This is a genomic window from Faecalibacterium sp. AF27-11BH, assembly GCF_003603005.1.
Lineage (GTDB): Bacteria > Bacillota > Clostridia > Oscillospirales > Ruminococcaceae > Faecalibacterium > Faecalibacterium taiwanense.
In genome coordinates this window covers 1-13,082 of sequence record NZ_QVGS01000020.1, presented here as the reverse complement: position 1 = coordinate 13,082, position 13,082 = coordinate 1, and the positions used below count along the sequence as shown (strand labels likewise).

Sequence of the window (13,082 nt, the reverse complement as noted above, 5' to 3'; positions counted from 1 at the left end):
CGGCTCAAAAGGCTGGCGCAGGAAGGGCACTTCTCGTATGATGTTGCCTTTGCCGTCATGGGCGAAGAAAAAAAGGACGAGCTGGACAAGGTGGTCATCAAAAACGACACCCTGCGGAAATACTTTCCCCGCAGCTACACCCCGAAACAGATGGAGGACACCATCATCAAGCTGCTGGAACAGTGGCAGCGCAAGCTCCAGCGGCAGAACGAACGCTGACTCACACCGTAACGAAAGACCCGATGGGGTCTTTTTCTTTTGCAAACAAAGGAGAAAAAGCCTATGAAAAATAACGCCATGGAGAAAGAAATCCCCGTCCACATGACGAACTTTGCCCTTATCCTCAATGACCTTGCCGCCAGCTTTGAGAACCGCAACGAGTACATTTCCCGCCTTTGCCGCTATCCGCTGCTTATCCTTGACGATTTCGGCATGGAGCGCGGAACGGAATACGGGCTGGAGCAGGTTTTCAATGTGATTGACAGCCGTTACCGCAGCGGCAAGCCGCTGATCGTCACGACCAACCTCACGCTGGACGACCTGCGGAACCCGGAGGACACCGCCCATTCCCGGATTTATGACCGGCTGCTTTCCATGTGCGTCCCGGTACGTTTTACCGGCGAGAATTTCCGGCAGGAAACCGCGCAGCGGAAAATGGAGAGCATGAAGAAACTGATTACCGACTGAAAGGAGTATTGCCTATGGCAGATAACAAGCAGCACGACACCCGCACCGCCCGCCGCCCCGACTGCGTGACGGAAATCCGCATGGGCAATTCCGTCCTTGTCGTGTCCGGCTATTTCAAGAAAGACACCACGACCACCGCCGCCGACAAAATGGCGCGGGTACTGGAAGCGGAAGCCGCTGCTACACAGGAGCCGACCTATCCGGCGTGAACCGGGGAATGGAAAAAGCGGCCATGCCGGGGAGCGTGGCCGCTGGAACTGGAAAAGCTGAAATCAGGACTCTTTTTTCTTTACATCACTAATCCCAAAGAGTGCAAACACCAGAGCCAAAACAATCAGCGAAATCGTATTTGCAGATACAGAGGGCATGAAATAATCGACGATATAAAAGCCGAAAAATGTAGTGATAGTATCTAACAGCACATACATACAGACGGCCATTTCCCTTGTTATTCTGTCAAGGTTAAGCAATGCTTTTGGAAATGCGCCTGCGACTAAATTCATGGGATATGAAACAATCGACGCGATTATGAAATACAGGATAAAGCCGCCGACACTCTCATACTCAAAGCCGAGCAGACGCATGATTGCACTGCTGAATATGGCGATTATGGACAAGACGGCGATGATTAGAACAGCCCCCAAAATGAATATGATTATTTTTTCCCGCTTATTGTTGTTGTTATCCAAGAGTACCTCTCCCTTATGTTTGGATTTTGAAGCTGATATGAGTATATCACAGGAAGATGAACTTTTCTACTGAAACCGGCACAACAAGACGCTACACAAAAACCGGCGATTTGATAAGCTGTAAAGAAGCAGATTTGACACTTTTGCCGCTATACAACCAGCCCTGTTCCGTGGTACAATGAAACCACGGAATAGTGGGGCTGGTTGTCGGAAACGGAGGATTTTATGTTAAGACAAGCCACCCAAAACCTCATTACCGCCCTTTATCCGAGATTGTCCCATGAGGACGAATTGCAAGGCGAGAGTAATTCCATATCGAACCAAAAACGGATACTCGAAACCTTTGCAAAACAAAATGGCTTTACCAACCTGCGCTGGTACACCGACGACGGCTATTCCGGCGCGAACTTTCAAAGGCCCGGTTTTCAAGCCATGCTTGCAGACATTGAAGCCGGGAAAGTGGGTACGGTCATTGTCAAGGACATGAGCCGGTTAGGGCGAAACTACTTGCAGGTGGGATTTTACACGGAAATGCTGTTCCCCCGAAAGGGCGTGCGTTTTATCGCTGTCAACGACAATGTGGACAGTGCAAACGGCGGCATGGACAACGATTTTACCCCTCTGCGAAATCTGTTCAACGAATGGCTGGTGAGAGATACGAGCAAGAAAATCAAGGCAGTAAAACGAGCAAAAGGCATGAGCGGCAAGCCCGTTACCAGCAAGCCGGTCTATGGCTACCTCATGGACGAGGACGAGAACTATATCGTTGACGAGGAAACTGCGCCGGTTGTCCAGCAGATATACCAGCTTTGCCTTGCCGGGAATGGCCCGACCAAGATTGCCCGTATGCTTACGGAGCAGCAAATCCCTACGCCGGGGACGCTGGAATACCGCAGGACGGGCAGCACCCGCCGCTACCACCCCGGCTATGAGTGCAAATGGGCGACGAACACCGTTGTTCATATCCTCGAAAACCGGGAGTACACCGGCTGTCTGGTAAACTTCAAGACGGAGAAGCCCTCTTACAAGGTCAAGCACAGTGTAGAGAATCCCATCGAGAAGCAGGCTGTTTTTGAGAACCACCATGAGCCTATCATAGACCGGGAAACATGGGAGCGCGTGCAGGAGTTACGCAAGCAGCGTAAACGCCCGAACCGCTATGATGAAGTGGGGCTGTTCTCCGGTATGCTGTTCTGCGCCGACTGCGGCCATGTGATGTACCAGCAGCGGTATCAGAACAAGAACCGCAAGCAGGACTGTTACATCTGCGGCAGCTACAAGAAGCGCACCCGCGACTGTACGGCGCACTTTATCCGTACCGACCTGTTGACCGCCGGTGTCCTCTCCAATCTCCGGCAGGTGACGGAATATGCCGCCAAGCATGAGAGCCGCTTTGTGAAGCTGCTTATCCAGCAGAACGAGATCGGCGGCAAGAGAAAGACCGCCGCAGCCACCAAGCAGCTTGAACAGGCGCAGGAGCGTATTTCCGAAGTGAGCCGCATTATCAAGCGGCTGTATGAGGACAATGTGAACGGCAAAATCAGCGACGAGCGTTTCATGGAACTGTCGGCAGACTATGAGCAGGAACAGCGGGAACTGAAAGACCGCGCCGCCGCTTTGCAGGCCGAACTGGACAAGTCGCAGGCCGCCACCGTCAACGCGGAAAAGTTTATGGGTATCGTCCGAAAGCACCTTGCCTTTGAGGAATTGACCCCCACCCTCTTGCGGGAAATGATTGAGAAAATCGTCGTGCATGAGTGCAGCTATGACGAGAACGGCACCCGCAGACAGGACATTGAGATTTATTACAGCTTTGTCGGCAAGATTGACTTGCCAGAATAACCGCCCGACCTATCCGACACAATGGCCAAGTGCCGGATAGGAACGGCAAAATTTTTTACACTTCTATTACTTCTTTATCGCACATAAACAAAAAGTCAGGGTATGAAGCAGTTCATGGCTAATTAAAGGGAACAAAAAGAAAGGAAAAGCCAATCCAGACGGTATCAGCGGCAGGCTACAAGAATAAATTGTGATTTCACAAGATTGGTGCTATAATAAGAGAAAAGTTCCTGCCGGGGCAGCCGCTCCGGTGGTATGGATAGAAAGGCAGGAAAACAATATGCACATCAGCTATAAACCACTCTGGCACACACTGTTAGAGCGTGATATGAGAAAAGAGGATTTAAGGCTTGCCGCTGGTATGACAACAAATATGATTGCCAACATGAGCAAAGAGGGAAAGCACATCAGCATGGATACATTAGCCCGTATCTGCGAAACGCTGAATTGTGAGATTACCGATGTGATTGAGTTAGTACCAGACGAGCCTGCTTCCACAGGAGGTAAGGAACATGAGCGAATTGAAACCAAGAATAAAAGAAAACGGAATTGATTATATCCTTGTTGGAGATTACTACATCCCGGACTTGAAGTTGCCGGAGGAACACCGCCCCATCGGAAAGTACGGACGGATGCACCGGGAATATTTAAGAGAAGTCTGCCCAGCCAGATTACACACATTGACCCTGACCGGGGAATTGTGGACATATCTTGCAGACCTGAACGAACAGGCACAGAAACGGTTAGACACCATCATGGAGCAGATGAAAGCTGCCGAGGGCGTGACCGAGGAATTGAAGCGTACCCGTCAAATGGAATGGGTGCAGCGTTGCAATAACATTCACAACCGGGCAGAAGAAATTGTTTTACATGAGATGATTTATTCATAACGGTATGGTAGAATGATTATTACAAATTAGAAGTTGTAAAGGAGACTTTGTATGGGTAGAAAAGAAATAACAACAAAAGAAGATTTAATGAAAGTAATAGAATTATTCGAAAATACTGGAATTACATACTGGTTGGATGGCGGATGGGGTGTAGATATTTTAGCTGGTAAACAAACAAGAATTCATAGAGATATAGATATAAATTTTGATGCTCAACATACGGAAAAATTGTTAAATGTGCTTTTGAATCTGGGCTATAAAATTGATACAGACTGGAAACCGGTTAGAATAGAGTTATATAGTGATGAACTTGGTTACTTAGACATTCACCCGTTCGTTTTAAGTGAGGACGGAACTTCAAAACAAGCTGATTTAGAGGGTGGCTGGTATGAGTTTGAAAAAGATTACTTTGGTAGTGCTTTTTTTGAAGGAAAAACAATTCCTTGTATATCCTTAAAAGGCCAAAGAGTTTTCCATTCAGGTTATGAATTAAGAGATAAAGATAAGCATGATATTTCAATTCTTGAAAGTTTATCAAAATAACATTGCTGTAATTTCTAAGATAAATTCCACTTTATCGCTTTGAAATTTTAACTGAATAAGTATAGCACCAACCGCTGCTACATGGAAGCAAACACAACCATGCAACAGCGGTTTTTCTTTACCGTTTTTTCCTTTGACTGATAGGAGTTCCTGTTTTCTTTGATTTTTGTAGAATCCGAATGAGCCAGCGAAATTCTTCGTCTGACAGATTTTTATAGTTGATGCCGAGCTGCTTGCAGTAAAGGACAACCAGCTTTTCATCCCGACTGCCCTTGAAATTTTCAACCGCTTCCAAATTTTCTTTCAATTCATCGGCAACGGTGGTCTGGGGCGCACTCTCGCTGTCCTTTTTGTGGGCTTCCCGAATATCCCGGATAATGAGATTGAGGTCATCAAGAACCATGTGGCTGAAATATTCATCATCGCTGATATGGGCGGCTTGCAGCACTTTCAAATGCGGGTCGTCTTCGCCGGGGCGATACCGTTCAATGATTTCATGCCGGACAGTATCGACAAGGGCGTTGAGGTTTTGAATCTGCATGGTGGCAATCCCATCTACATAAATCTCAATGTCCGCAAGAAACTTGATAAAGTCCTTATGAGTGGCAAGCTCACAGAGCAGACGGTTGTTAATCCGACCGCCTTTCAGAAGTGCCACCATCTCATCATTCAAATGCAGCTCTGTTAGTGGCGTGTTGATCTGCTCCCGGTTCTCTGTCCGGCACAGCAGATAATCAACGGAAACCCCATAGAAGTCTGCCAGCGTGATAAGGTTGCCATGATTGATTTCCTTATAATCCTCTTTTTCATAACTGCCAAGAGCTGATTTGGAAATGCCCGTCAGCTCTGATAATTCTTCCAGATTTAAGCCTTTGTCCTTGCGGAGTTCCCAAAGGCGTTCCTGTATGCTTGTCGCTCCTTTCATGGGCGCACGCTCCTTTCCGGCGGTTTCATTACTGCCGCTTAACTGGATTATATCATACTTTCCGCAATCGTGGAAATTTCTGATTTTTACCCTTAATTCCTACTTTGTGGACATACGGCACAGGGCACAAAAATGTTCTATGATACAGGTAGTTCATCGATGGATTATTCCAATCGAATGACCAGCCTGTGTGGGATATGCTTCCCCGGCGATGTAGCGCCATGACTTTTGGCAGGGATATGGAGGAACCCTGACCGAAACGAGCGTACCAAAGGGAGCAATACGCCGCTGTGAGATTCAGGGGAGGAACGACACCGGGGAGAACTGGCGAACTGATACCGAAATGATACCGAAACACGACAATCTGATAGGGGGATAGTCTACCCTATTGCTGATACTTCTGGAGATTTTAGACGGCTCTATGACCGTAATTTTGCCGAAAATCGCCCCGAAACTATACACTAAAACGGGAGGAAACGCAATATGCCGAGAATGAGCAAAAAGAGGAAGCATGAGCTTTCTTTTTACCTCAATGACCGGGGGCGTGTCACTTACAACGAATTATGCCGGAAATGCAAGCATGGGTGCAAGCAGAGCTTCCGGGCGGTTGTGGTTGACTGCCCCCGTTATTTATCCAAAAGAGCAAAGAAAAAGGAGGAACACACCGAATGAATTTTGAATTTATGACGATAGGCACACCGTTGCCGCCCTGTATGCCCTTTCCCAGAGCGTTGACAGGATTTCCAGTCAGCAGCACCGCAAAGGTCATGTACTGCCGGATGTTGGACGCTATGCTATCCAACGGACAGGAGGACGAGAACGGAATCCTGTTTATCTGCTTCCCTGTCACAGCCATTGCCGCAGTCCTGTCCCGCAGCCCCATGACGGTCAAGCGTTCTCTGAATGAACTGGAAACCGCCGGACTGATCATGCGAGTGCGTCAGGGCGTTGGAGAACCAAACAGGATTTATGTGCTGATACCGGGAAAGGAGGACGCTGCCCTTGCCTGATACCTCAAAGCTGGAAAAGCTCAACCGAGAGTTGGAAAAGAGTGAAAAGAAACTGCGGAAAGCCATCAATGATGAAAAGGCATTGCAGCACCAGCTAAAGCAGCTTACCCGAAAAGAACGGACACACCGGCTCTGTACTCGTGGCGGTATGCTGGAAAGTTTTCTGCAAGAGCCGGAACGCCTGACAGATGATGATGTCATGCTGTTGTTGACACTCATTTTTCACAGGCAGGACACGCAGGAACTATTGAAGAAACTGCTGGAACGTGAGAAGCCGGAAACCCCTTAGTTTACTAAGGGCGCAATTATACACCACCCAAAGGTTGGTGCATTGCGTTCTCCGAAGGCTCCTTGCCGGAGGGCTGTGATTTTTCGCAGTCATGGTCTGCTCCAAATCATACAGGGGACGCTACGCTTCCCCTGCGCTGGCTACCGCCAGCTACCCTTTTGTGGACTTGTCATCTGGGGACACCTTGCGTTGCAAGCTGTTCCCAGCCGACAAGTTTCATAAAATATGCTATCTTTTCGATAGGCAATAAAGTATAATAAAGTCAGCAATAAATCGGAATTTTACGGTCAGTAAGGAATGCGTAAAGTTATATGATTGTATTATAAGCGATTTGTTAAATTTTTATAACCACTTGTATTTGCCTGCGATTTATGGTATAATATTTTGAAATTTAGAAAGAGGTGGGAAGATGATTAACTTTTCTTGCAAATAAAATCAAAATATGCGGTAGTGCTATACTTTGGCATTATTGTGTCTATTGCAAGAAAGTTATATGTCTATCTTACTCAATATAGTGCTGTTGCCACTTTTGCTTAGTGGTGTTATTTTATGCTATGACGAGCTGCAAGGATAAACTTTCTTGTGGCTCTTATTTTGTTTTGGAGGTGCTTTATGAATAGTGCAGAACAGATAGTTACACATGATTCACTCCGTATAGTGTCGGTTCCTTTTGGTGAAATCTATACGTAGTAAACATTCACCGAACCGACTTTGTATCGTATGACATGCAAAGGAGGATAATATTTATGTCAATGATTAAAATTGAAAACCTTACGTTTTCATATCCGACAAGTTATGATAATGTTTTTGAAAATGTCAGTTTCCAGGTTGATACCGATTGGAAGCTTGGTTTTGTGGGCAGAAACGGACGAGGTAAAACAACCTTTCTGAATCTTCTGCTTGGGAAATATGAGTATAGTGGAAAAATCCTATCATCCGTACAGTTTGATTATTTTCCTTATCCCGTTTCAGATAAGAATCGTATTACAGAGGATATATTGCAGGAGATTTGCCCACTTGCGGAAGAATGGGAACTTATGCGAGAACTTTCTTATCTTGATGTTGATGTCGATGTGCTTTGGCGACCTTTTGAAACACTTTCCAACGGAGAGCAGACAAAGGTTTTGATTGCCGCTCTTTTTCTTAATGAAGGGCATTTCCTACTGATTGATGAACCTACCAACCATTTGGATGCCAAAGCGAGAAAAAGTGTGGCGGCATATCTGAAAAAGAAAAAGGGATTCATCTTAGTTTCTCACGATCGTCGCTTTCTTGACGATTGTGTTGACTATATTCTATCGATTAACCGAGCGAATATCGAAGTGCAAAGAGGAAACTTTTCATCATGGATGTCAAATTTTGAGCGACAGCAAGAATTTGAACTGGCTCAGAACGAACGTTTGCAAAAGGACATCAGACGATTACAGCAGTCGGCAAAACGCGCTGCAGTATGGTCTGAACGTGTAGAAGCTTCCAAAATTGGGGCAGCAGATAAAGGTTATGTCGGTCATAAAGCCGCCAAAATGATGAAGCGTTCAAAATCTATAGAAGCGAGACAACAACAGACAATCGAACAAAAATCAGCATTGCTGAAAAATATGGAAACCGCAGAAGCCCTCAAGATACAACCGCTTAATTACCATACAGATTTGCTTGCATCATTATCGAATGTAGTAGTTTATTATGATGGCATTTCAGTTTGTGAACCCGTTTCGTTTGAAATAAGACAGGGAGAACGCATTGTGCTTGATGGAAAGAACGGCAGTGGCAAAAGTAGCCTGTTAAAGTTGGTAGTCGGGCAGTCCATAGATTATACGGGTACAGTAACACTTGGCTCTGGGCTTGTAATTTCTTATGTGCCACAGGATACATCGTATTTATGTGGAACCCTTTCCGAGTTTGCAGAAGAAAACAACCTTGATGAAAGTTTGTTCAAGGCAATTCTTAGGAAAATGGACTTTGAGCGTGTACAGTTTGAAAAGGATATTAAAGACTTTTCTGGCGGGCAAAAGAAGAAAGTCCTAATTGCGAAAAGCCTTTGTGAAAAGGCACACTTGTATGTATGGGATGAACCGCTCAACTTTATTGATGTGTACTCACGTATGCAGATTGAACAACTCATAACGGAGTTTGCCCCGACCATGCTCCTGGTAGAACATGACAGTGTTTTTCGAGATACTGTGGCAAGTAAAATTGTGAATATCTAAATTGGTTCTTCCGCAATTTTACGTTTTTCGCTTTAATAAAAATGGAGAATGCTGATTTACACTGGCATTCCAGTATTGAAAAATTACAAAATACGGATAATTGCGTAAGAACCTCTAAATTAAAATAATTGTATGGGTTAATTCCAGCTTTACAGAGACTCAAATTCCAGTTTGTAGAATTAAGAAAATCGTAATTTGTGGAGGTAAAATATAGATGAATCAAGGTAGAATTATTGTAATCACAGGTGCGCCGGGGACAGGAAAAACTACAACGGCATCTGCTGTTGCAAAAGAATCAGATTTGGAAAAGTCTGTGCATATGCACACAGATGACTTTTATCATTATTTGAGTAAAGGGGCAATACCACCGCATTTGCCAGAATCAAATGAGCAAAATTTGATTGTCATTGAAGCGTTTTTAGAAGCTGCGAAGCGATATGCTCGTGGTGGATATGATGTAATTGTTGACGGTATTATCGGACCGTGGTTTTTAAAGCCGTGGCAAAGTCTTGTTCGGGAACATTATGAGGTGCATTATATTATTTTAAGGGCAAGTAAGGAAGAAACCTTGAAGCGAGCTGTTGAACGCTCAAAGTTAGACCGAAAGACAAATATCGAATTGGTAGAAACCATGTGGGAGCAATTTTGCAATCTGGGAATATATGAATCGAATGTTATAGATACGACCACTTATTCCATTCAAGAAACTGTTTCCGCAGTACAAGAAAAAATCGCAAGTAGGGCAGCGTTGTTGTCTTAGATTGTTTTGGTGCAATTCCAGTTTGTTAGCTTTACATCGGGTCAACTTGTCCCGAACTTTTACAACTAAATACCCGCCGCTCACACAGTGGCACACCGAGCAGGAAATCTGAAAAAGGTCTCCTGCTTTTTTTCTGCCCAAAATGAGGTGGTAAAACGCCACCCCATCCACCAATTAGCGAAAGGAGGGACACGAAATGCCTTGTCCACACAACGAAATCACGATTGTTCAGCGCAGCCAGCGGCAGTCTGCGGTTGCCGCCGCTGCTTACCAAAGCGGCGAAAAGCTGTTCTGTGAATACGACCAGCAAGTAAAGCACTACCCGGAAAAGCGTGGTATCGTCCACAATGAAATCCTGCTCCCGGCAAATGCTCCACAGGAATATGCAGACCGCAATACTTTATGGAATGCCGCCGAAGCGGTGGAAAAGCAATGGAACTCCCAGCTTGCAAGGCGGTGGGTGCTTACCATTCCCAGAGAGATACCGCCCGACCAGTACGCTGTCCTTGTACGGGAGTTTTGTGAACAGCAGTTTGTTTCCAAAGGCATGATTGCTGATTTTGCCATCCATGACCCCCATCCGCCGGGACACAATCCCCACGCCCATGTCCTGCTGACCATGCGGGCAATGGATGAACATGGAAAATGGCTTCCCAAGAGCCGCAAGGTTTATGACCTTGACGAGAATGGGGAACGGATAAAGCTGCCGTCCGGCAGGTGGAAAAGCCACAAGGAGGATACGGTGGACTGGAACGACCAGAAGTATTGTGAAATCTGGCGGCATGAATGGGAGGTTATCCAGAACCGCTATCTGGACGCCAATGACCGCCCGGAGCGTGTGGACTTGCGTTCCTATGCCAGACAGGGGCTTGATATAGTCCCCACTGTCCATGAGGGGACTGCTGTCCGGCAGATGGAAAAGCGAGGTATCCAGACGAATATCGGCAACCTGAACCGGGAAATCAGAGCCGCCAACCGCCTGATGAAGTCCATCCGGCAGCTTATCCAAAACCTCAAAGGCTGGATTACCGAGCTGGGAGAAAAACGGAAGGAGCTGCTTGCACAAAAGGCGGCGGAGGAAGCGACACTTCTTCCCAATCTGCTGATGAAGTATATGGAGATACGAAAGGAAGAACGGAAGGACTGGACAAGGGCTGGACAGAACCGGGGAACTTCACAGGACTTAAAGGCAGTCAGCGAAGCCCTGTCCTATCTCCGGCAAAAGGGGCTTTCCACTGTGGAGGACTTAGAAGCGTTTCTGGAATCTTCCGGGAAATCAGCCGCAGATTACCGCAATCAGATGAAGCCAAAGGAAGCCCGCAGCAAAGTGATTGACGGGATTCTTGCCAGCCGGACAGACTGCAAGGAATGTAAGGCTGTCTATGAGAAGTACCAGAAGATATTTTTTAAGAAAATAAAGGGGAAATTCAAACAGGAACACCCGGAGGTTGCCCGGTATGAGAAAGCCGCTGACTACCTTGCCAAGCACCCGGACGATAAGGATAAAACGAAAAATGAGTTGCAACAGGAGCAGGAAACGCTTCTCAGCGAAATCGCAGAGCTGAAAGTACCACTGACCGAGGTACAGGAGGATTTGAAGAAGCTGCGGGACATCCGCTACTGGGTACGGAAAGCCACACCCGGCACAGAGGAAAGCAAAGAGCCGCCCAAGAAGCAGCCCATCAAAGAAGTCTTGCAGGATAAGACTGACGAGAAAAAAGCACAAAGAACCGCCCCGGCACAGGAGAAACACAGACAACAGGATATGGAACTTTAACAGGCACTTGCCATTTTCAATTAGAGAATGTCAGGTGCTTTTCTTATTTTCAAGGAGGGATAGATTTGAATGTATTCGAAGCTGTGAAGCAGTCCGTCACAACAAGACAGGCTGCGGAGTATTATGGAATCCATGTAGGTCGGAACGGGATGGCTTGCTGCCCGTTCCATAACGATAAAACCCCAAGCATGAAGCTGGATCGGCGTTACCATTGCTTCGGCTGCGGTGCGGATGGGGATGTGATTGATTTTGCCGCCGCCCTGTATGGGCTGGGAAAGAAAGAAGCCGCCGTACAGCTGGCACAGGACTTCGGGCTTTCCTATGAGGACTGGAAACCGCCGGGAAAGGTAAAAAAGCCCAAGACCCGGCAGAAATCCCCGGAGGAACAGTTTCAGGAAGCAAAGAATCGCTGCTTCCGTATTCTTGCCGATTATCTCCATCTGCTGATGGCATGGAGAACGGACTACGCCCCGCACTCCCCGGAGGAAGCCTTTCATCCCCGGTTTGTGGAAGCCTTACAGAAGCAAGCCCAAGTGGAATATCTGCTGGATGTGATGCTGTTCGGGGAAACAGAGGAAAAAGCGGATTTGATTACGGACTACGGAAAGGATGTGATACAGCTTGAACAGCGAATGGCAGAGCTTGCAGCCGCAGACGCAGCAAGAACTAAAGAACACCATGAACGCCATGCAGCCGCCCCAGAGCGTTGAGGAAATCAAGGCGGGGCTGGAAACCACCGAGAAAGGCGGTGTCCGTCAGAGCATACGGAACTGCCTGACCGTATTCCAACGTGACCCTCTGCTTTCAGGGGCTATCGCATACAACATCCTGACTGACCGCAAGGACATCATAAAGCCCATCGGTTTTCACAGAGAAAGCACCGCCCTGAACGATACGGACATGAAGTATCTGCTTCTTTATCTGGAAGAAACCTACGGGCTTACCAATGAGAAAAAGATTGATAACGCCATCGGGATTGTGGCGAATGAAAACAAGTACCATCCCATCCGGGACTATCTCAATACCCTTGTGTGGGACGGGACAGAGCGAATCCGCTTCTGCCTGCGGCACTTTCTGGGGGCTGACGCAGACGATTACACCTATGAAGCGTTGAAGCTTTTCCTGCTGGGTGCAATCTCACGAGCCTTTCAGCCGGGGTGCAAGTTTGAAATCATGCTCTGTCTGGTAGGCGGTCAGGGGGCTGGAAAGTCCACCTTCTTCCGGCTGCTGGCAGTCCGGGACGAGTGGTTCTCCGATGATTTGCGGAAGCTGGACGATGACAATGTGTACCGCAAGCTGCAAGGTCACTGGATTATTGAAATGTCGGAAATGATGGCAACCGCCAACGCCAAGAGCATTGAGGAAATCAAGTCATTTTTAAGCCGGCAGAAAGAGGTCTACAAGATACCTTATGAAACCCACCCGGCAGACCGCCCCCGTCAGTGCGTGTTTGGCGGCACTTC

At 47.1% G+C, this 13,082-nt stretch carries 15 protein-coding genes and 2 pseudogenes; 15 read left to right on the top strand and 2 right to left on the bottom strand.

Going from position 1 to position 13,082, the window contains the following annotated elements; translation table 11 throughout:
- The 3 genes and pseudogenes from DWY76_RS13240 to DWY76_RS13230 form a co-directional block, all read left to right on the top strand.
- Nucleotides 1-219 (top strand): annotated as a pseudogene (locus tag DWY76_RS13240) (chromosome partitioning protein ParB); the annotation flags it as partial.
- Nucleotides 220-297: 78 nt separating this feature from the next.
- Nucleotides 298-687 (top strand): annotated as a pseudogene (locus DWY76_RS13235) (ATP-binding protein); the annotation flags it as partial.
- Nucleotides 688-701: 14 nt separating this feature from the next.
- Nucleotides 702-896, top strand: coding sequence for a transposon-encoded TnpW family protein (locus DWY76_RS13230; protein WP_079697851.1), 195 nt, complete (start codon nucleotides 702-704; stop codon nucleotides 894-896).
- A gap of 63 nt (nucleotides 897-959) precedes the next feature.
- Here the strand turns inward: DWY76_RS13230 and DWY76_RS13225 are convergent, their stop codons facing one another.
- Nucleotides 960-1,376, bottom strand: a complete 417-nt coding sequence (locus DWY76_RS13225; RefSeq protein ID WP_089701074.1) for a regulatory YrvL family protein — start codon at nucleotides 1,374-1,376, stop codon at nucleotides 960-962.
- Between the two features lie 225 nt (nucleotides 1,377-1,601).
- On the opposite strand from DWY76_RS13225, the gene DWY76_RS13220 reads away from it, so the two are divergent.
- The 4 genes from DWY76_RS13220 (at nucleotide 1,602) to DWY76_RS13205 (ending at nucleotide 4,651) form a co-directional block, all read left to right on the top strand.
- Nucleotides 1,602-3,218, top strand: coding sequence for a recombinase family protein (locus tag DWY76_RS13220; protein WP_120081568.1), 1,617 nt, complete (start codon nucleotides 1,602-1,604; stop codon nucleotides 3,216-3,218).
- A gap of 280 nt (nucleotides 3,219-3,498) precedes the next feature.
- Nucleotides 3,499-3,771, top strand: coding sequence for a helix-turn-helix domain-containing protein (locus DWY76_RS13215; protein WP_002584334.1), 273 nt, complete (start codon nucleotides 3,499-3,501; stop codon nucleotides 3,769-3,771).
- Nucleotides 3,731-4,108 carry a TnpV protein gene (locus tag DWY76_RS13210; RefSeq protein ID WP_002584333.1) on the top strand — a complete coding sequence of 126 codons (378 nt, stop codon included), beginning with the start codon at nucleotides 3,731-3,733 and terminating at the stop codon, nucleotides 4,106-4,108. The genes DWY76_RS13215 and DWY76_RS13210 overlap by 41 nt, the downstream gene beginning before the upstream one ends.
- A gap of 51 nt (nucleotides 4,109-4,159) precedes the next feature.
- Nucleotides 4,160-4,651 carry an aminoglycoside-2''-adenylyltransferase gene (locus tag DWY76_RS13205; protein ID WP_002584332.1) on the top strand — a complete coding sequence of 164 codons (492 nt, stop codon included), beginning with the start codon at nucleotides 4,160-4,162 and terminating at the stop codon, nucleotides 4,649-4,651.
- A gap of 118 nt (nucleotides 4,652-4,769) precedes the next feature.
- On the opposite strand, the gene DWY76_RS13200 is transcribed toward DWY76_RS13205, so the two are convergent.
- On the bottom strand, nucleotides 4,770-5,576 hold the full coding sequence (locus tag DWY76_RS13200; RefSeq protein WP_002584331.1) for a helix-turn-helix transcriptional regulator: 807 nt from the start codon (nucleotides 5,574-5,576) through the stop codon (nucleotides 4,770-4,772).
- Nucleotides 5,577-6,059: 483 nt separating this feature from the next.
- Between DWY76_RS13200 and DWY76_RS13190 the strand changes: the two genes are divergently transcribed.
- The 8 genes from DWY76_RS13190 to DWY76_RS13155 all read left to right on the top strand — a co-directional run.
- Nucleotides 6,060-6,248 (top strand): hypothetical protein, encoded by a 189-nt coding sequence (locus DWY76_RS13190; RefSeq protein ID WP_002584330.1) that lies wholly within the window; start codon nucleotides 6,060-6,062, stop codon nucleotides 6,246-6,248.
- On the top strand, nucleotides 6,245-6,586 hold the full coding sequence (locus DWY76_RS13185) for a DeoR family transcriptional regulator (RefSeq protein ID WP_002584329.1): 342 nt from the start codon (nucleotides 6,245-6,247) through the stop codon (nucleotides 6,584-6,586). Before DWY76_RS13190 ends, DWY76_RS13185 begins: the two co-directional genes overlap by 4 nt.
- Nucleotides 6,579-6,875: a DUF3847 domain-containing protein gene (locus DWY76_RS13180; RefSeq protein ID WP_002584328.1), complete on the top strand. Its 297-nt coding sequence runs from the start codon at nucleotides 6,579-6,581 to the stop codon at nucleotides 6,873-6,875. The genes DWY76_RS13185 and DWY76_RS13180 overlap by 8 nt, the downstream gene beginning before the upstream one ends.
- Before the next feature lie 746 nt (nucleotides 6,876-7,621).
- On the top strand, nucleotides 7,622-9,082 hold the full coding sequence (locus DWY76_RS13175) for an Lsa family ABC-F type ribosomal protection protein (RefSeq protein ID WP_002584327.1): 1,461 nt from the start codon (nucleotides 7,622-7,624) through the stop codon (nucleotides 9,080-9,082).
- 214 nt (nucleotides 9,083-9,296) lie between these two features.
- The gene (locus DWY76_RS13170; protein WP_002584326.1) at nucleotides 9,297-9,842 is read left to right on the top strand and encodes an AAA family ATPase; all 546 of its coding nucleotides are present in this window, start codon (nucleotides 9,297-9,299) and stop codon (nucleotides 9,840-9,842) included.
- Between the two features lie 196 nt (nucleotides 9,843-10,038).
- A complete protein-coding gene (gene mobQ, locus DWY76_RS13165) occupies nucleotides 10,039-11,619 on the top strand; it encodes a MobQ family relaxase (RefSeq protein ID WP_002584325.1) in 1,581 nt (526 codons plus the stop codon).
- A 65-nt stretch (nucleotides 11,620-11,684) separates the two neighbouring features.
- On the top strand, nucleotides 11,685-12,329 hold the full coding sequence (locus tag DWY76_RS13160) for a CHC2 zinc finger domain-containing protein (RefSeq protein WP_120081567.1): 645 nt from the start codon (nucleotides 11,685-11,687) through the stop codon (nucleotides 12,327-12,329).
- Nucleotides 12,298-13,082: virulence-associated E family protein (locus tag DWY76_RS13155; protein ID WP_243112052.1), on the top strand; the 785-nt coding region annotated here is incomplete at its 3' end. The genes DWY76_RS13160 and DWY76_RS13155, both read left to right, overlap by 32 nt.

Excerpts from the sequence above, each read along its gene's own strand:
- DWY76_RS13230 (WP_079697851.1), top strand. The coding sequence starts at position 702 with ATGGCAGATAACAAGCAGCACGACACCCGCACCGCCCGCCGCCCCGAC.
- DWY76_RS13175 (WP_002584327.1), top strand. The coding sequence starts at position 7,622 with ATGTCAATGATTAAAATTGAAAACCTTACGTTTTCATATCCGACAAGT.
- DWY76_RS13200 (WP_002584331.1), bottom strand. The coding sequence starts at position 5,576 with ATGAAAGGAGCGACAAGCATACAGGAACGCCTTTGGGAACTCCGCAAG.
- DWY76_RS13170 (WP_002584326.1), top strand. The coding sequence starts at position 9,297 with ATGAATCAAGGTAGAATTATTGTAATCACAGGTGCGCCGGGGACAGGA.
- DWY76_RS13220 (WP_120081568.1), top strand. The coding sequence starts at position 1,602 with ATGTTAAGACAAGCCACCCAAAACCTCATTACCGCCCTTTATCCGAGA.
- DWY76_RS13215 (WP_002584334.1), top strand. The coding sequence starts at position 3,499 with ATGCACATCAGCTATAAACCACTCTGGCACACACTGTTAGAGCGTGAT.
- mobQ (WP_002584325.1), top strand. The coding sequence starts at position 10,039 with ATGCCTTGTCCACACAACGAAATCACGATTGTTCAGCGCAGCCAGCGG.
- DWY76_RS13205 (WP_002584332.1), top strand. The coding sequence starts at position 4,160 with ATGGGTAGAAAAGAAATAACAACAAAAGAAGATTTAATGAAAGTAATA.
- DWY76_RS13190 (WP_002584330.1), top strand. The coding sequence starts at position 6,060 with ATGCCGAGAATGAGCAAAAAGAGGAAGCATGAGCTTTCTTTTTACCTC.
- DWY76_RS13210 (WP_002584333.1), top strand. The coding sequence starts at position 3,731 with ATGAGCGAATTGAAACCAAGAATAAAAGAAAACGGAATTGATTATATC.
- DWY76_RS13185 (WP_002584329.1), top strand. The coding sequence starts at position 6,245 with ATGAATTTTGAATTTATGACGATAGGCACACCGTTGCCGCCCTGTATG.